A 17,503-nucleotide genomic window follows, 5' to 3' on the forward strand; every position below is an offset into this window, starting at 1 on the left:
TACAGCTATCTCACAACGGCCACGCGAGGCAGAATATGTCTTTGGCCATCGAAGGCCGGACGAGAACAAATAATGCGATTCTTCCGGCGCTCGCTGATCACTTTGGGGGTGGCGGCGACGCTGCCCACCGTGGTGTTCGTTGCCGTCGGCGCCTTCTATTTCCTGCGTGCCGAACGGGCCCGTGTCGAGACCGACACGCTTGGCCGCAGCGAAATCGCGACCATGCTGGTCGACGGCCGCCTGCGCCGCGATCTGGCCGCGCTCAACGTGCTGACCAGCTCGGTGGACCTGGCCCGGGGCAACATGCGGGAGTTTTATTCCCGCGTGCAACGAGTGCAGGCGGCCAATCCGGCATGGCGCACTATCGTTCTGATCGATGTTCTCAGCGCGCAGGAACTGTTCGATCTACGCCGACCGCTGGGCGAGCCCAGGGCGCTCGATACGGTGCATGCGCAGGCCCTGGACGACATCCGTCGCAGTCAGGCGCCGAGCGCCGGGTCGATCACTGCACCTCCCGAAGCGCTCGCCTGGGTGTATGCGCCCGTCAGCAACGATGGTGTACTCCGTTACGTGCTCGCGGCGGGCATTGAACCGAAGGCATTTCAAGAACTGCTGACCGCAGTGGCCGAGCCGGGCACGACCGCCGCCATCGTCGATCGGCAAGGCAGTTTCGTGGCACGCACGCTCAGCTTCGAAACACGCGTGGGCACGCCGGCTACCGAATTCGTGCGCAAGGCGATCAGCGAAGGCGACAGCGGCCTGTATCCCGGCACCACTTACGAAGGGTTGAAGAACTACACGGCGTTTCATACATCGCCGTGGTCGCAATGGTCAGCTCACCTGGCCGTGGCATCGACCGCCATCGATGCGCCAACGCGATGGTCATTCGTTGCCGCAGCGTTGGCAGCATCCGGTGCGTTGTTACTCGGCGGCACGCTGGCTGTCTTGATGTTGCGGGACATGGCTGAACGCCGCCGCGCCGAGGAAACATTGCGTCAGTCGCAAAAGATGGAAGCCGTGGGTCAGCTGACGGGCGGCATCGCGCACGACTTCAACAATCTGCTGACCGCCGTCATCGGCAATCTCGATCTGATCCGCAACAAGGTCCAGGACAACGAGCGGCTGCGCAGGCTCGCCGACAATGCGCTCGAGGCGTCGCGACGAGGCGCAAAGCTCGCATCGCAACTGCTGGCGTTTTCTCGCAGCCAGCGCATGGCGGTGGGGCCGGTCGATCTGCAGCAGCTGTTCAACGGCATGAGCGGCTTGCTCACCCAGTCGGTCGGCCCCTCGATCGACGTGCGCATGTCGCTCGATCCCGATGCGCGTCTGGTCATGAGCGACGCGAATCAGCTCGAGCTGGCGCTGCTCAACCTGGCGGTGAATGCGCGAGATGCGATGCCTGCCGGTGGCAAGCTCATCATCAGCGCCCGTCGCGCCAATGTCGTCGATCGACATCTGGCGAGGGGCGACTATGTGCAGTTGTCTGTGACCGACACCGGCGTTGGCATGACCGAAGAGGTGCGCGCGCGTGCGGTCGAACCTTTCTTTACGACCAAGCCCGTCGGCCAGGGCACCGGACTGGGACTGTCGCAGGTGTATGCGGTGGCTCGCGAATCGGGCGGTTCTCTGCACATCGACAGCGAAACCCAGCAGGGCACGACGATTCGTTTGATTCTGCCGCTCGCGCCCGCGGATGCGGTCGCGCCGCCGCTGGCATCGGCTGCCCTCGTAGCAGCGGATCCGGAGCCCGAGCCAGTAAAGAAGAGCGCCAGCGTGGTGGTCGTCGATGACGACCGGCTGGTGCGACGATTCATGACCGAATCGTTGCGTTCGCTGGGCTACGAAGTGCGCGACACGGATAACGGCATCGATGCGCTGGTGCTGCTCGATGCACAGCGCTGCGATCTGCTGCTCGCCGATTTCGCCATGCCGGGCATGAACGGCGCGGAACTGGCCAAAGCCGCTCAGATGAAACAACCTGGGCTGCCCGTGCTTATAGTCTCGGGTTACGCCGACAGCGCCGCCTTGGAAGCAGTGCTGGGCACCGCCAGGCAGCTGCGCAAGCCATTCGACATGGCCGAGCTCGGCGCCGCCGTGGCGGAAGTATTGCAATCCTCTCGGAGCTGACATGCCTTATACGACTCGAGAATCCGCCGACGCCGTCGTTCTCACGCCCGCGGCACCGGCCGCTGCCGCAGTGATCTGGCTGCACGGGCTCGGCGCGGACGGTTTCGATTTCGTGCCCATCGTCGATGAGCTGCGCTTGCCGGCAACGCTGCCGGTGCGATTCATTTTTCCGCATGCAGCGCCGCGCCCGGTGACGATCAACAACGGCTATGTCATGCGCGCGTGGTATGACATCAAAGGATTCGGCCCGGAGCGAGCCGAAGACGATGCCGGCATCCGCGAGTCCGAAGGTGTCGTGCAGCGATATATCGAACAAGAGATTGCCCAAGGCATTCCGGCCAGCAAAATCGTGATTGCCGGTTTCTCGCAAGGCGGTGCGATCGCGCTACAAACGGCCTTGCGTTATCAGCAGCGCCTCGCCGGAGTGATGGCGTTGAGCACCTATCTGCCTTTGGCCGCATCCTTGTCCGCGGAAGCGTCCGATGCGAATCGCGATGTGCCGATCCTGATGTGTCACGGCGTGCACGACCCCGTCGTGCCGGTACAGATGGGCGAGGCGTCGCGCGACGCGTTGAAGGCACTCGACTATCTCATCGAATGGCGCACCTATCCGATGGAGCATTCGGTTTGCATGGAAGAAGTGCTCGACCTCTCGACCTGGCTGCAGGCCCGGCTGGCCTGAGGAACAATCGTCCGAGCTCTGACGTACCGCCTGTGATCCTTTCATCACAAACGAAGGCGCGGGTATGTACGTCAGCATCGGTCCCCTGGTTGCACTGGTCGCCGGCATTCTGATCCTGGTCGTGCCGCGGCTGCTGAACTTCATCGTCGCCATCTATCTCATCATCATCGGCCTGCTCGGGTTGTTCGGGCCGCGACTCTAGGCCTTACGGTTCTCACTTTGCGGTAAAGTGCCGCTGAGTGAAGAACCTTACCGCCCGCTACCACCGCCTGCATCGCAATTCCCGTGGCACGCTGTGGATGCTCGCATCCGCCGCGTCGTTCACTGTGATGACGATGCTCATCAAGTTCCTCGGCGAGGACTATTCGGCGCCGTTGCAAACGTTCTATCGGAACGCCGCCGGCCTGATCGTGATGATCCCATTGATTGCGCGGAACCCCCGGCAAACGTTTCGCACCTCGCGGCCGGGATTGTTGTTGTTTCGCGCGACGGCTGGAACGGTCGGCATGATCCTGGGCTTCTACGCTTATCAGAAGATGCCGCTGGCCGACGCGAATGCGCTGTCGTTCACGCGCACGCTGTGGCTCGTGCCGCTGGCTGCATTCGTGTTGAAGGAACCGGTGGGGCCACGCCGGATCGCCGCCACCCTGGTGGGTTTTTTCGGCGCGCTGCTGATGTTGCAGCCATCGAGCGCGAGCGGCTTCGGGTTGCCCGCTGCCGCCGCCCTGCTATCCGCGCTGTTGATCGCACTGACCGTGACCGGGATGAAGGTCATGACGCGCGATCACACGACCATGACATTGATGGCCTGGTCCGCGGTGCTCGGCTTCGTGCTGACCATTCCGGGCGCGCTGCTCGCCTGGCGCACGCCGAACTGGTCGGATCTGGTGCTGCTGAGCGGGCTCGGAATCCTGGGCCTGGTGAACCAGGCTTGCTACATCAAAGGAATGGCGGAGGGTGACGCCATGGTGATGGCGCCGATCGATTACACCCGCCTGATCTTCGCGATCGTGCTCGGCTACGCGTTGTTTGGCGAAGTCCCGAACAGCGTGACCATGCTCGGCGCCGGCGTCATCATTGCTTCGACCTTGTACATCACCTGGCGCGAAGCGCAGCTCGGTCAGCCCAAGCCCGAAGCGCAACGCGCCGAGTCATGAGGTCCGGCGACGCGCCGTTCGCAGCCGGTCGCGTCGCCTCGAGCAGGCCGGCATTTCAAGTGCTGGCCCGGGACTTCATCGAGCGGCTCGCAATCCGCACATTCTCATCCGCCGCATACACGGCCTGCACCGAGGCATGGCCGACGCTATCGACCGCGCGAGCCAGCGCGTCCTGATAGCAAGCGTTGTACAACTTCATCTTGCGAAGATCGCGCTGCTCCTTGTACTGAGTGCAGACCCGATTCGAGGCGCGCTGCAGGCGGCTGTACAAAGTCTGCGCATCGGCCTGCTTGGCAAGATTCAAATCGGAGTAGTCCACCGTCGTCTCGGGGACTTTGGCCGTGCCGTCCGCATCGCCAGCGTGAGCCGCGGCGCCGAAGGTCAAGGCAGTGAAAGCACAGGCGGCAACGTAACGCGCAACGCGGAATTTCTTCTGGCTGGACATGATCGAGTCTCCTCTAACTTCGCTTCTCTTTCGTACCGTTCATCGCGCGCTTGTCCTTGAGATGCGAGGGCTTCGCCAAGGGTTGCAAGCGTCGCGAGAAATTTTCATCGACGCGAAGTTCGACCGGCCGCAACGGCCCGACATTCCTTCTGCTCATCGTGCCGGCGGATCGTTTCGACGCACACGCAATTGCCGCTACAACAGCGCGGAAGCGCGTTATGTCGGGCGGAATCTCGGTAGAGCAGGGCTTGCGACCGGGCGTGCCGCCGGCGCGACGAAACGATGGAATGCGTCGCGGCTCTTGCTTACAGTGGCCGCATGGACCTCGCACAACTGAAACAAAACAGAAATCTGCTGTTCTGGTCCCTGCATGTCCTCGGCTGGAGCGGCTACGGCGTTTCGCAATACGTCGGCGCCCTGCTGTATGGCAAGCCGGTATCCTATGTGCAGTACATCGCCGTCGCGGCCGCCTCGGGCTGCGTGCTCACCATGCCGCTGCGTTATATCTGCCGATGGCTATGGAAGAAGCCGCCGGCGGTGATGATGGCGGGCGCTCTCGCCGCTGCCTGGGTCACGGCGTGCTTCCTCCGCGTCATCATGAACTGGTTCTACCATCGCTGCGTGGAGCCGGAATGGCCCATCATGCACTGGCACGAGTACTTCAGCGGTGCGCTGAGCTCGACTTATCTCATCATGTGCTGGATCGGCCTGTACTTCGGCGTGAAGTACTACGAATCCTTGCAATCGCAACGCATCGCCACGCTGCAGGCGGCGTCGCTCGCGCAGGAAGCACAGCTGAAGATGCTGCGTTATCAGCTGAATCCTCACTTCCTGTTCAACACGCTCAACGCCATCTCGACGCTGATCCTCGACAACCGCAACAGCACGGCCAACAACGCGGTCACGGGGCTGTCGGAGTTCCTGCGCTATACGCTCGATCAGGACCCGATGAAGAAAGTCACGGTCGCGCAGGAGATCGACGCACTCAATCTGTATCTGAATATCGAGACGATGCGCTTCGGCTCGCGCCTGAGGCTGAACTACGCCATCGAAGATGCGGCCAGCACCATGCTGATGCCCAGCCTGCTGTTGCAGCCCCTGATCGAGAACGCCATCAAGTACGCGGTCTCGCCACGGGAGCAAGGCGGGCAAATCCGCATCGGCGCGCACGTCACCGGGGGTATGCTGCAACTGGAAGTGGCCGATGACGGGCCGGGCATGATCGATGCGACCCGTTTGGCCAATGGTCGCGGCGTCGGTATTCGCAATACTCGCGAGCGCCTGCAGGTGCTGTATGGAGAACGCGGCACCGTTGCAGTAACGAACACCGACCCCGGCTTGCGGGTGTCGCTGACGTTTCCAGCGGAACGCGCCACGGCTCCCAACTGAGCCAAGGCGTGGCATGAGTAAGCCATGACTGACCAACCCATTCGCACCATCATCGTGGACGATGAAGAACTGGCCCGGCGAGGCATCGAGCTGCGCCTGGCCCAGCATTCGGATATCGCAATCGTCCGCCATTGCGCCAACGGCCGCGAAGCCATCGAATCGGTGGTGGACGACCAGCCGGACCTGATGTTCCTGGACATCCAGATGCCGGGAATCTCCGGTTTCGAAGTGCTGGCGCGACTGCCACAGGAATCGCTGCCGATGGTGATCTTCGTCACTGCCTACGATCGTTATGCGCTGGACGCCTTCGAGGCGCAGGCCATCGACTACCTGCTCAAGCCTATCAACGACACGCGCTTCGTCCAGGCGCTGGATCGCGTGCGTGGTTATTGGCAGCAACGCAATGCCCTCAGCCAGCGGGAGCAGCTGATGAAGTTGCTCGCGACCACGCAAGGGACCGGGCACGTGGATGAGCAAACGTTGCGACAATATCTGCACGCAGAACGTCAGCCCCAATACCCGCAGATTCTTCCGATTCGCGACGACGCCGGCACGGTCCGGGTCGATGTGAAGAGCATCGATTGGATCGACGCCGCCGGCGACTACATGTGCGTGCACGCCGACGGGCGCACGTACGTATTGAGGGAGACGATGAAATCGCTGGAGGCGGTGCTCGATCCGAAGCTGTTCCAGCGCGTGCACCGTTCGACCATCGTCAACGTGTCACGCGTGCGACGGCTGCGGCCTCACACCAACGGCGAATATTTCCTGACGCTCGACGACGGGCAGGAGATCAAGCTGAGCCGCTCTTACCGGGATCGGGTCGATCAGCTGTTGCAGCGGCGCTGACGGGATGGCGCACCAGCCACGGGTGCAGAAACACCGCCGCCAGCACGATGGCGACGCCTAAATAGAAACTCGGGCTGAGCTCGCGCTGCTCGCCGAGCAACACGATGGCCATCACGATCGCATACACCGGCTCCATGTTGAGCGCGATGGTCGCAGAGAACGCGCTCACGTGACGCAGCGCTGCCAGCGATACGGCGAACGGCAGCAGCGTGCAGCCCATCGCGAGCACGGTGAGTAACGTCGCATCCCGCACGGTTGGCAGAACAAACACCGTGTCCGGCGCCGTCACCGCGGAGATCACGGTGATCAACAACAGACCGGCCCCGATTTCCAGGCCAGTGACGGCCAGCGCATCCGAGTTCCCGATGTATCGCTTGTTCAGGCTGGCAAAGATGGACACCAGCAGAGCGCCGAGCACACCGACTGCGACGCCCAGACGCATGGTGGTTGGTGTTCCGCCGACGACCAACGCGACGCCAGGGATCGCCGCGAGGCCGAACAACAGTTCGCGCATGTCGAAGCGGCGGCCGACCAGAAACGGCTCGATGAAGGCGAGGAACACCGGCGACAGCGCCAGGCAGGTGGCGGCAACCGACGCATTGGCCAATCGAATGGAGCCGTAGAACGCCAGCCAATGAAGCGCGACCACCATGCCGATACCGGCGTAGATCGCAATCAGGCGCGGCGGCAACGCAGATAGTCCGCGCCAGAAGCGCGGCACGAGCGCCAGCGCGCCGGCCACAAGCACCAGCCGCCACCAGACCAGCGACAGCGTATCCAGGGAGATCAGCTTGCCGAGGATGGCAGTGAATCCCCACAGGATGACGCAGAAATGAATTTGCCAATTGGCGCGAGAGACCGCGGACATCGAATGAGCACCTTGGCGACAGCTGTCATGCCCCGTCCGAGGCCAGCGCCTGTCGATTAACGTTGGTCGCGGCCACCCGAGACAGCCGGCCGCATGCTAGCAGCCGGGAACACCGGCGCTCATTGGCAGCGCCGGTGTATTTGCTCAGTAGGCTTTGGCCCAGACGACTCGCTGCGGGCTCGGCTTGCCGGTGAACGGGCAGATGCCGGGCTCGCTCTTCTCTAACGGAATGCAACGCACGGTCACGCCAAGCTCGGCCTTGATCCGCTCTTCGAGGGCCGCTTCGCCGCTGAAGTGCGTCAGGGCGAAGCCGCCGTGAATGGGCGTCGGCGCATTCTCGGGTACGCGCGGGGCGGTGAAGTACTCGTAAAACTCTTCCTTGGTATCGATGCGCTTCGTGAACTGCTCGCGATAGGCCTTCGCGCGCTCGAACAACCCCTCTTGAATGGATTGCAGCGTGGCGCCGATGGACGCGACGAATTCACTGCGCGGGATGCTCTGTTTATCCTTCGGCGCGCGATCGCGGCGGCCCACGAACAACGCATCCTTCTCGAGGTCGCGAGGACCGACTTCGATGCGCACCGGCACGCCTTTCTTGATCCAGTTCCACACCTTGTCGCCGCCGCGTTCATCGCGCTCGTCGACGACGACGGAAACCGGGCGATCCGCGTAGTGCTGCGCGCGCAGTTCATTGGCCACGGAGCGGCAGTACTCGATCACGCGCGCCCGATCTTCATCGGACCGGTAAATGGGCAGGATCACCACCTGCACCGGCGCCAGCTTGGGCGGCAGCACCAGGCCATCGTCGTCGGAATGGGTCATCAGCAGTCCGCCGATCAGGCGGGTCGACACGCCCCAGCTGGTGGTCCAGGCATGCTGATGCTGGCCGTTCTGATCCAGGAACTCGATGCCGCTGGCTTTGGCGAAGTTCTGGCCCAGGAAGTGGCTGGTGCCGGCCTGCAGCGCCTTGCGATCCTGCATCATGGCTTCGATACAGAACGTCTGCTCGGCGCCCGGGAAGCGCTCGTTGGCCGTCTTCTCGCCGCGAATCACCGGCACGGCCATCCACTCTTCGGCGAAGGTCGCGTACACCTCGAGCATGCGCATGGTCTCTTCGACCGCTTCTTCCTTGGTGGCGTGCGCGGTATGGCCTTCCTGCCAGAGGAATTCGGCGGTCCGGAGGAACATGCGGGTGCGCATTTCCCAGCGCACCACATTGGCCCACTGATTGATCAGCAGCGGCAGGTCGCGATAGCTCTGCACCCAGCGCGAGAACGCATCGCCGATGATGGTCTCGGAGGTCGGGCGGACGATCAGGGGCTCTTCCAGCTCGCCGGTCGGGCGCAGCTTGCCATCCGGCCCGGCTTCCAGGCGGTGGTGGGTGACCACCGCGCATTCCTTGGCAAAACCTTCCACGTGGGCAGCTTCCTTCTGCATGAAGGACAGCGGGATGAACAGCGGGAAGTAGGCGTTCTGATGGCCGGTGGCCTTGAACATGTCGTCCAGCACCCGCTGCATGTTCTCCCACAGCGAGTAGCCCCACGGCTTGATGACCATGCAGCCGCGCACGGCCGAGTTCTCGGCCAGGTCGGCGCCGCGAATAACCTGCTGATACCACTCGCCATAGTTTTCATCCCGGGTCGGGGTGATGGCGGTCTTGGCCTTGGCGCCCTGTGGGGCGGTCTGGGGTTTGCTGCTCATGTCTGCAAGAACTTGGAATGCGCTCGGCATACGGCCGGGAAGGGGCGCGATTACAGCAGATTTTCCGTGCCAGACGAAATCCAATGGGTATATTCTAAGTTGGGATATCGGCTCGGGCGGAATATAGACACGGGCGTCATACGGAGCCCGCCGTCTTGAAGTCACTGCGCTCACCTGCTCATGTTCGCTTGCTCGAGTTGCTGCTTGCCGCGCGCGAGAAGGCCGGCTTGACTCAGCAGCAGCTGGCGGACCGTCTTGGCAAGCCGCAGAGCTTCATTTCCAAATACGAGGGCGGGGAACGGCGCATCGACGTGATCGAGTTCATCGCGATTGCGGATGCACTCGACATAGATGCGAGCCGCGCGATCCGGGACGTCCGCGCGAAATACCGCCCGTAGCGAGCTGGCTACCTGGCCGCGTCAACCACCGGCGCGTATTTTCGGAAGTGGGCGCTCAGCTGCTGCAAGGATTCCGCCATCTCGTGGCGGCGAGCCGGGTCATCCTTCGTCACCCGTAGAACCTCATCGGCCGTGCGATTCAGTGCTGCAACAGCTTCGCGATTGCGAGGATGAATGTCGTACGCCCTGGCGTAACTGGCCAGCGCCGACATGATCCCATCGTCCAAGCCTTCGTTCTCGTAGAACGCCCACGCTTCGTCGCCCTCCTTCATGGCGGTGCGAAAATCCTGCTGGCTGGTCGCGGGCAAGTCGCTGAACGCAATGGAAGGGCTGGTTTCGAGATAGTTTTGATATCCGAAATAGCCGGCCGTCAGCGCCAGCACGGCGCTCGCCGCCAGCGTGAATTTCTGCAGCCGCGTGACGCCGCGGAACAACTTGAGGAACTCACCCGCGGTCTGCGGACGATCCTTACGCTCGAAGGACAGACAGCGTTCGATCGCACGCGCGTGCTTACGCTTCAGTCCCTTCAGCGGATCCGGCTTGATCCCGAGCTTGCGTGCGTTCGGCGCGCTGTGTCGCTGATACGGATGAAATCCCGTGACCAGCTCGTACGCGATGATGCCGAGCGCATACATGTCATCCGCGGTATGAGGATCGACGCCGGCGACCATTTCGTCCGTCGCATACGCTTCGGTGTACGCGCCGAGCGAGCCTGCATCGAACTCATCTTTGTTCTCTTCGGTGATGGAGCTCGGCACGGCGCGTGCGATGCCGAAATCCAGAATCTTCGCGGTGCCATCCGAGGCAATGAACACGTTGCCCGGCTTGAGATCCGAATGCACGATGCCCTTGCGGTGCGCGTAGGCCAGACCTTCGGCAATACCGCGAATAATCGGCAGGGCGAATTCGGCACTGTTGCCCTTGCCGCGCCCTTCGCGAACGATGGCGTCGAGCGAGCGGCCTTTCAGCAGCTCCATCGTCATGTAAACCGTGTCGCCGTCGCGATCGAAATCGAACACGGTGACGACGTTTGGATGCGCCAGCGTTTGCGCCTTGCGCGCTTCGCGCTGCAGGGCCATGAACGACTGCGGGTGCCGCGCGAAATCCGCGTTGAGCACTTTCAACGCAACGTGAGGATTGGGATCGCGCGCTTCCAGCTTGCGTCGGTCGACGGCGCCGAACACCAGGCCCATGCCGCCTTTACCCAGCATGGTTTCCAGCACGAAGCGCTGTTTGATAACCGAGCCCGGGTCGAGCGAGCCTCCCTGTGGAATCGATGGAGCGCCCGACTCTGGGGCCTTGAGCGTGGGCGCGAACGGCGCATCCGGGTCTTGCACGGGGCGACCGGCCTGCAGTGTTCGCGCGGCGGTATCTGATTCTTCCGTCGAATCCCGGACGAGCGTCCCTTCATGTTCCGCCCGCACGAGCGTGTGCAATTCCGTCCCTGAGCGATGCAGGGTGGCGTCGGGTTCGGCGGAGCGCAGTTTGGTTTGTTGGTCGTCCGTGTTTTTCATGAGGGCGCCGACATTGAAAACGTCAGCCGCTTCCTATGCTTGTCAGGTCGCTTCCACAATGACAACCGTCACATTGTCGCGCGCGCCCGCTTTCAAGGTGGCATCGATCAGCTTGCGGGCGGATGTTTTCACATCGTCGGCCGACAGCGCCGATGCAATCTGCGCGTCGTTCAGCTCGCGCGTCAGACCGTCGGAGCACAGCAGATAGCGATCGCCCAGCCGCACCCGGTCCTTCCGGATGTCGAGCGTCAACGTGGCTTCGCCGCCGACGGCGCGCGTGATGGCGTGGTCCGCTTCTTCGTCGGGATGTTGCAAGTTCAGCTCGGCGGCCCAGGTGTGATCCGTCGTCAACTGCGTCAGCTGACCCTGGCGCCAGCGATACACGCGGCTGTCGCCGGCCCACAACACGGCAAGCTCGGTACGCCGGACCAGCAGGACGGCCACGGTGCTGCCGCTGACAATGGGATTGATCGGCCGCACCGACGCTTCATACAAACGACGATTCACGTCGCTCATGCGCTGGCGCACGGCACTGGCCGCTTCGTCGAGTGAGCCGTCGCCGGTCAACAGCTGCAGCCCTTCGCACACCATGCGGCTGGCGACATCGCCATCGCGATAGCCGCCCATGCCGTCGGCCACCGACCAGACGCCGGCGGCGTGCAGTTCGACGAAGGCATCCTGATTCGTGGCTCGAAGGCGGCCGACGTCGGTGATGCCCGCGGAAACATAAACGGGTTGAATGTCCTCTTCCACCAATGTTTCATCCATGAAGGTCACTGCCCCACCGGCCGGCTGGATTTCTTCAGCCGCTCCAGGTGTTCCTCATAGGCGCGCGCGAACGCGTCGCCAAACAACGTGCGAAAGCCGGTTTCGGCGTCCTTGCTCAACTCGCCGTACTTGTCCCGATACAGGTCCCAATAGCGCAGCTTGGCCGGCACGCCGAGGATCGAGCCTTTCATCTGCCGGTCGAACTCGTCCTGCATGCGCTGCGGATCGAACTGCGACAGCATCGACTCGAACGCCAGGCGCATTGCCGCCAGGAACGCCGACTGGTGATCGCGCACATCCCGGAACGCATCCTCGAAAGCGTCCGGCGGCGCCAGATACGCGGGATTGTGTTTCACCAGCAGGTTGTGAAAAGCATCGTCGACGTTGGCGGAGAACTTCAACGGGTTGTTGTCCGCCGCCTTGAACGAAGTGCCGCGCATGCGCAACTCATCTTTCACGCGCTCGCGCGTACGCAACGTTTCCATCACACCGCCAAGTGCGATCCGCAGAATTTCACCGAGCATACGCGCGTTTTCGGTGCTGGGTTCGAGACCTTCGATTCCCGCCGCATCGAACAACACTGTTAACTGCGCGCCATCGCCCGTCACCGGCTTGCTTTGTTCGGGACGCGGGCGCGGCGCCGGAGCGCTGGGTATTTCTTTCGTGACCGCTTTCGGAATGGCTTTGGTCGCCGGGGCCGGTCGTTGCGGTTGCGGCTGTGGTTGCGGGCGAGGCGGCGTCGGAATCGCGACCGTGGATTTCACAACTTCGGGCCGGGAGCGAGACGGAACCGCTGCGGGCGCCGGCTTCTTCGGCTCGGCCACCTCGGCCATGCCGAACCATTCGGTGGCGTGATCCTCGTCGGCTTCTTCTTCTTCGTCCTCATCATCCTCGTCGACCCGAGCAGTCGAGTCTTGCAGAATGGTGGCGTTACGATTGTCGCTCTGACGATTCGCGACCAGGCTTTCGGTTCTGTCTTCCGCCACAGCCGGCGCCGGCGTGGCTGCGCGACGCGCGGGGGGTACGAGCTTCGGGCCGCCGTTCTTCAACGGCGCGAACGGATCGTTGTGCAAATCCTCGGTGGCGTCTTTCGCGATGGAAACATTGATCTGATACGCATCGATGTACAGCAGGTCGCCATTGCGCAATTGCTGCGGTTGCCCGCGTGTCAGTCGATTGTCTGGGGAATTGATGAACACGCCGTTGGTGCTGGTGTCTTCGACGAAGTACTTGCCGTTGACGTAGCGGATCAATGCATGCCGGCCCGACACATACGGGTCGGGGAACACCCAGTCATTGTCCGGCAGGCGCCCGATGGTGCCGCCGAGCGCCTTGAAGATCTTGCGACCGGCGGCGCCCATGGCCTGGGCCTGCGGGCCGGTCACTTCGAGGGTGAGAATCATGCGAATGCACTGCCAGTCGATGGATGCTAGTCGATAATCGGGTCGATAATTCAGGCATTACACCAACCAACCAAGCATCGCAGTATCGGCCAGAGGTCTGCAAGAATGATGAGTAGAAGCCCACAGTTCCCTGACAGAACAAGCATTTCGGCGCGCTTGGTCCGCTGCTGGTCCGCAGTGCTGCTGAGCGCGGCCGGGTTGTGGTCGCAAGCCACCCTGGCGGCCGAGCCGCAGGTCACCGAGGGATTTATCAACGCGTCGCCGGCCGAGGTGTGGCGGATCTTCACCACCGCCGAAGGTTATAAACAGACCGGCGTCGCCCAGGCCGAGGTCGACTTCAAGGTCGGCGGCACCATCCGCACGCACTACGATCCCAAGGGCCGGCTGGGCGATGCCAACACCATCGTCAACGAAGTCCTGGCGTATGAGCCGGAGCGCATGCTGGCGATCCGCATCAAACAGCCGCCGGCGGATTTCAAATATCCCGACGCCATCGCCGGCACCTGGACCGTGATCTATCTGACGCCCGCCGGAGACAACATGACCCAGGTGCGCATCGTCGGGCTGGGCTATACCGACGAGCCGCAATCCCAGGCCCTGCGCAAATTCTTCGCCGAGGGCAACCGCTGGACCCTGAACCGCATCGCCAAGCCCTATTGGCCGAAATGCGCCAAGTGCGTGGCCGAGGAGGCCGCCAAGGCAGACCCGGACACCGACACTAACTAAAGTGTGTGCCCGGGACTGCTAGTGCCACCCCGGGTACACGGACGTACCCCGCCGCCACAGGCGGCGGCGAGAGGCAAAAGTCACGCCTTTTGCCGACTCGCACGAGGGTCGTGGCAGGATGCCCGATCCCTCGTATAAATATGACTCGCTCGACATATGCGCCTACGTCCTTTTGTTAACCTGCCGCGCGTTATGGCAATCGGACCAGGCGGATGGATCGCAGGTACATCGAGAACGAGCATGTCGTAGATCGCTACTTGTCCGGCGATCTGACCGTGCGCGAGGCGCGCGAGTTCGAGAAGTTCTGTCTCGACAACCCGGCCTTCCTGCAGGCCTTGCCGATTCCCGTGCGTTTGAAAACGCGCCTGTCCCGCCGGCCGGTCGACGGCAGCGAGACGGGTGTGTTCGAAGCCATTCCCTCCAGCTCGACGCGGGCAGTGATGGAAGCAGTCGACGATGATTTCGATCCCGAAGAAGCGCGGGAAGAGATGCGTCGGAGCGGCTCGGGCTTCGCCGTCAATCGCGCGCTCGCCATGGGATTGGGACTGGGGCTGCTGATCGCCGCCATTGCGGCAGTAACCTTCGGGCTGCAAGTGCGTTCGCTGTCCGAACAATTGCAGGTCGCCGCTCGAGAGCAGACCAGTACACAGATGCAACCGCCTGGCAGCGTGCAGCGCTACAAAGCGCAGCTGGTCAAAGCCAAGCCCGAACGGCCGACCCTCGCGCTCGGTTGGATTACGCCCGCGCAATGGCTCGACATCAGCATCGATGCGACCGAGGGCAAGATCCAGCAGTTTCAAATCACCATCGACAAAGCCGATGGCGTGCGGGTGATGCAGATCAAGCGCATCATGCGCGACTCCAACAAGGAAGTGCGCTTCAGCCTGAACTCATCCGCCTTCGGCCCCGGCGACTACCTGGTGAAAGTCGACGGTTACAACTGGCGCGGCGAGACCCAGCCGGTCGGCTGGATGATGCTGGGGTTGGAGTAGTTCATCCGCCGCGCAGCGTGGCCACTGGCGGATGATTCACGACTGAGCGCGTCGCCAATGTTCCACTGAGCCCGACCAGCACTGCTCCGGCCACCAATCCCACCGCCCATACGGTCATATCGAACGTGTAGTCGAGATTGAAGATCTCGGTCGCGAGGAAATATCCCGCCGCCGTCGCGCCGATCGCCGCGAGCGTGCCCGACAGAATCCCCAGCGTTGTGAATTCGGCGGCCACTCCCTGCAATACCACGCGACGGCTCGCGCCCAACGTTCGCAACATCGCGCTCTCGTAACGCCGCTCGTCGCGAGTGGCCTGGATCGCAGCCAACAGCACCGTGACGCCTGCAAGCAGCGTAAACCCGAACACGTACTGCACGGCCAACGACGCTTTATCCATCACGCCACGCACCTGCGTGAGAATCGCTTCGAGATCGATGGCCGTCACTTCCGGGAACTGGCGCACGAAATCCATCAGCACCGGCCGCTGCTCGCGAGCAATGTGCACGCTGGTGATGTAAGTGCCGGTGCTGTCGTTGAGCGTGCCGGGCGAAAACACCATGAAGAAGTTCGGTCGGAACGAATCCCACTGCACTTCACGGAAGCTGGTAACGCGAGCCGTGATGGTCTCGCCGGCCACGTCGTAAGTCAGCTCGTCGCCGAGCTTCAGGCCCAGCGCTTCCGCCATTTCCAGTTCCACCGACACGCGCGGACCGCCGCCATCGTTCGGACGCCACCATTCGCCGGCGACCAGCTTGTTGTCGTCCTGCATGGTCTCGGCCCAGGTGAGATTCGCTTCGCGGTCCAGGAAGTCCCGGCCGCGATCGCTCTGGATCTTCAGATCGCCCGCGGACGTGCCGGCGATCTTGATGAGCCGCGCGCGAATCATCGGCACCAGCTGCGGTGGCGTGATCGACCGTTCGGCGAAGAAGTCGCGGATCTGCGCGGTCTGATCCGGACGAATGTTGATCATGAAATGATTGGGCGCATTCTCCGGCAGGCTCGCTTTCCACTCCTGCATGAGGTCGTTGCGAACGACCGCGAGCAGCAGCAACACCATCAAGCCCAATCCGAAGGCGACGATTTGAATTACGCTGTCGCGACCGCGACGCGCGATATTTGCCATGCCGTAACGCCATGACACGCCGACGCTGCCGCGCAATCCGCTCAATGCGCGCACCAGGACCCAGCCTGCCAGCATCAGCACCGCGAACGTCACAAACGTCCCGCCGAACACATACAACAACAACTGCGCATCGCGAACCAACCATGCCAGCAACGCAACCAGCGCGGCGAGGGCGGTTCCGTAGACGGTGACATAGCGCAGCGGTGGCGGCTCGAGATTCCGTCGCAGCACTCGAGCGGGCGGCACGAAGCGCAGCTGTAGCAGCGGCGGCAGCGCGAAGCCAATCAAGATCAACACCGAAGTCACGATGCCCAAACCGCCAGCGCTCAGCGACGGCCGCGGCAGCTCGCCGCGCACCAGATCTTTCAACAAATAAGCGATGCCTTCCTGAGCTGCATAGCCGATCACCGCGCCGACGATGCCCGCGATCAAACCGATCATCAGCAACTCGAGCACGCTGATGGACAGCACCAGCCGCTGAGGCGCGCCCATGCTCTTCATCAAGGCGACTGTATCGAGATGCCGAGCGACATAGCGCCGCGCTGAGATCGCGACGGCAATCGCGGCCAGCAAGATGGTCACCAGCGCGGCGAGGTTCAGAAATCGGCCAGCACGGTCGATGGCGGAGCGGATCTGCGGGCTGGCATCGGCCAGGTCGACGATGCGCTGGCCGGGCTTTTTGATTTGCGTCAGCCGCTCTTTGAGAGCCGCGATGGCCTGCTGCTCACCTGCGAACAATGCGAAGTGAGAGATGCGGCTGCCTTCCTGCGCGAGGCCGGTTGCGTCGACCTCCTCGAGGCGCATGAGCAAGGTCGGCGCGAGGTCGACGAACTGCGAGCCCTGGTCGGGACGATAATCCAGCACGCGAGCCGCGGTCAGCTCGCTCGAGCCGACGCGAATCTTGTCGCCTACTTTGGCGCCGAGCTGCGCGAACAGGCGTGCTTCGAGCCATGCTTCGCCAGGGCCAGGAATCGTAGTGACTTCCTGCGCGGGACCAAACGGCACGTCCGCAACTTTGACGCGTCCTCGCAAGGGATATTCGGGAGAGACGGCGCGAATCGCCGTCAGCGCGCTGTCTTCGCCGTGGAATACGACGCTGGGAAAATTCGACAGCTCCGCTGTTTTCAGGCCCGCGTCCCTGGCCATCTGAAAGTACTCTCGATCCAGCGGCGAGCGCGATTGCAGCCGCAGGTCTGCCGCCAGGACTTCGCCCGCTTGCTGATCGACTGCGAGACTCACGCGACTCGTGAAGAATCCCACGGCAGTCAACGCAGACACCGCCACCAGCAGCGCCAGCATCAAAACTCGCAGCTCGCCCGACTTGCCGTCGCGCGCCAGGGCGAGGATCGCGAGCCTTAGCG

At 62.8% G+C, this 17,503-nt stretch carries 16 protein-coding genes; 9 read left to right on the forward strand and 7 right to left on the reverse strand.

Annotated features, from left to right (window positions below):
- The first annotated feature begins 72 nt into the window (after window positions 1-72).
- From GYH35_RS31235 to GYH35_RS31250, 4 genes are all read left to right on the forward strand, one after another.
- Window positions 73-2,127 carry a response regulator gene (locus tag GYH35_RS31235; RefSeq protein ID WP_161810174.1) on the forward strand — a complete coding sequence of 685 codons (2,055 nt, stop codon included), beginning with the start codon at window positions 73-75 and terminating at the stop codon, window positions 2,125-2,127.
- A 1-nt stretch (window position 2,128) separates the two neighbouring features.
- Window positions 2,129-2,809, forward strand: coding sequence for an alpha/beta hydrolase (locus GYH35_RS31240; RefSeq protein ID WP_161810175.1), 681 nt, complete (start codon window positions 2,129-2,131; stop codon window positions 2,807-2,809).
- Between the two features lie 64 nt (window positions 2,810-2,873).
- On the forward strand, window positions 2,874-3,011 hold the full coding sequence (locus tag GYH35_RS31245) for a DUF3096 domain-containing protein (protein ID WP_161810176.1): 138 nt from the start codon (window positions 2,874-2,876) through the stop codon (window positions 3,009-3,011).
- 37 nt (window positions 3,012-3,048) lie between these two features.
- On the forward strand, window positions 3,049-3,966 hold the full coding sequence (locus GYH35_RS31250; RefSeq protein ID WP_202624888.1) for a DMT family transporter: 918 nt from the start codon (window positions 3,049-3,051) through the stop codon (window positions 3,964-3,966).
- Window positions 3,967-4,021: 55 nt separating this feature from the next.
- Here GYH35_RS31250 and GYH35_RS31255 read toward each other — a convergent pair whose 3' ends face one another.
- The gene (locus GYH35_RS31255; RefSeq protein ID WP_161810177.1) at window positions 4,022-4,411 is read right to left on the reverse strand and encodes a UrcA family protein; all 390 of its coding nucleotides are present in this window, start codon (window positions 4,409-4,411) and stop codon (window positions 4,022-4,024) included.
- A gap of 318 nt (window positions 4,412-4,729) precedes the next feature.
- Between GYH35_RS31255 and GYH35_RS31260 the strand changes: the two genes are divergently transcribed.
- Together GYH35_RS31260 and GYH35_RS31265 are read left to right on the forward strand one after the other, a co-directional pair.
- On the forward strand, window positions 4,730-5,800 hold the full coding sequence (locus GYH35_RS31260; RefSeq protein ID WP_161810178.1) for a sensor histidine kinase: 1,071 nt from the start codon (window positions 4,730-4,732) through the stop codon (window positions 5,798-5,800).
- A gap of 24 nt (window positions 5,801-5,824) precedes the next feature.
- Window positions 5,825-6,649, forward strand: a complete 825-nt coding sequence (locus GYH35_RS31265; protein WP_161810179.1) for a LytR/AlgR family response regulator transcription factor — start codon at window positions 5,825-5,827, stop codon at window positions 6,647-6,649.
- On the opposite strand, the gene GYH35_RS31270 is transcribed toward GYH35_RS31265, so the two are convergent.
- A complete protein-coding gene (locus tag GYH35_RS31270) occupies window positions 6,594-7,517 on the reverse strand; it encodes an EamA family transporter (protein ID WP_161810180.1) in 924 nt (307 codons plus the stop codon). The two genes, GYH35_RS31265 and GYH35_RS31270, sit on opposite strands and share 56 nt — an antisense overlap.
- Before the next feature lie 144 nt (window positions 7,518-7,661).
- Entirely contained in the window at window positions 7,662-9,218 is a 1,557-nt protein-coding gene (gene proS / locus GYH35_RS31275) for a proline--tRNA ligase (RefSeq protein ID WP_161830442.1), read from the reverse strand.
- A 188-nt stretch (window positions 9,219-9,406) separates the two neighbouring features.
- On the opposite strand from proS, the gene GYH35_RS31280 reads away from it, so the two are divergent.
- The gene (locus GYH35_RS31280; RefSeq protein WP_202624889.1) at window positions 9,407-9,616 is read left to right on the forward strand and encodes a helix-turn-helix domain-containing protein; all 210 of its coding nucleotides are present in this window, start codon (window positions 9,407-9,409) and stop codon (window positions 9,614-9,616) included.
- 8 nt (window positions 9,617-9,624) lie between these two features.
- Here GYH35_RS31280 and GYH35_RS31285 read toward each other — a convergent pair whose 3' ends face one another.
- The 3 genes from GYH35_RS31285 to tagH are packed head-to-tail and all read right to left on the reverse strand — an operon-like array spanning window position 9,625 to window position 13,301.
- A complete protein-coding gene (locus tag GYH35_RS31285) occupies window positions 9,625-11,130 on the reverse strand; it encodes a serine/threonine-protein kinase (protein WP_161810183.1) in 1,506 nt (501 codons plus the stop codon).
- Between the two features lie 42 nt (window positions 11,131-11,172).
- Window positions 11,173-11,898 (reverse strand): PP2C family protein-serine/threonine phosphatase, encoded by a 726-nt coding sequence (locus GYH35_RS31290; protein WP_161810184.1) that lies wholly within the window; start codon window positions 11,896-11,898, stop codon window positions 11,173-11,175.
- 5 nt (window positions 11,899-11,903) lie between these two features.
- A complete protein-coding gene (gene tagH, locus GYH35_RS31295; RefSeq protein ID WP_161830444.1) occupies window positions 11,904-13,301 on the reverse strand; it encodes a type VI secretion system-associated FHA domain protein TagH in 1,398 nt (465 codons plus the stop codon).
- A gap of 177 nt (window positions 13,302-13,478) precedes the next feature.
- On the opposite strand from tagH, the gene GYH35_RS31300 reads away from it, so the two are divergent.
- Both GYH35_RS31300 and GYH35_RS31305 read left to right on the forward strand, forming a co-directional pair.
- Entirely contained in the window at window positions 13,479-14,027 is a 549-nt protein-coding gene (locus GYH35_RS31300; RefSeq protein WP_161830445.1) for an SRPBCC family protein, read from the forward strand.
- 212 nt (window positions 14,028-14,239) lie between these two features.
- Window positions 14,240-15,019 (forward strand): hypothetical protein, encoded by a 780-nt coding sequence (locus GYH35_RS31305; RefSeq protein ID WP_161830446.1) that lies wholly within the window; start codon window positions 14,240-14,242, stop codon window positions 15,017-15,019.
- Window position 15,020: 1 nt separating this feature from the next.
- Here the strand turns inward: GYH35_RS31305 and GYH35_RS31310 are convergent.
- Window positions 15,021-17,503, reverse strand: a 2,483-nt coding sequence (locus GYH35_RS31310) for an ABC transporter permease (protein WP_161830447.1), incomplete at its 5' end; no start/stop codon positions are given.

Origin of the sequence: Steroidobacter agaridevorans, assembly GCF_009932555.1 — a bacterium.
Lineage (GTDB): Bacteria > Pseudomonadota > Gammaproteobacteria > Steroidobacterales > Steroidobacteraceae > Steroidobacter > Steroidobacter agaridevorans.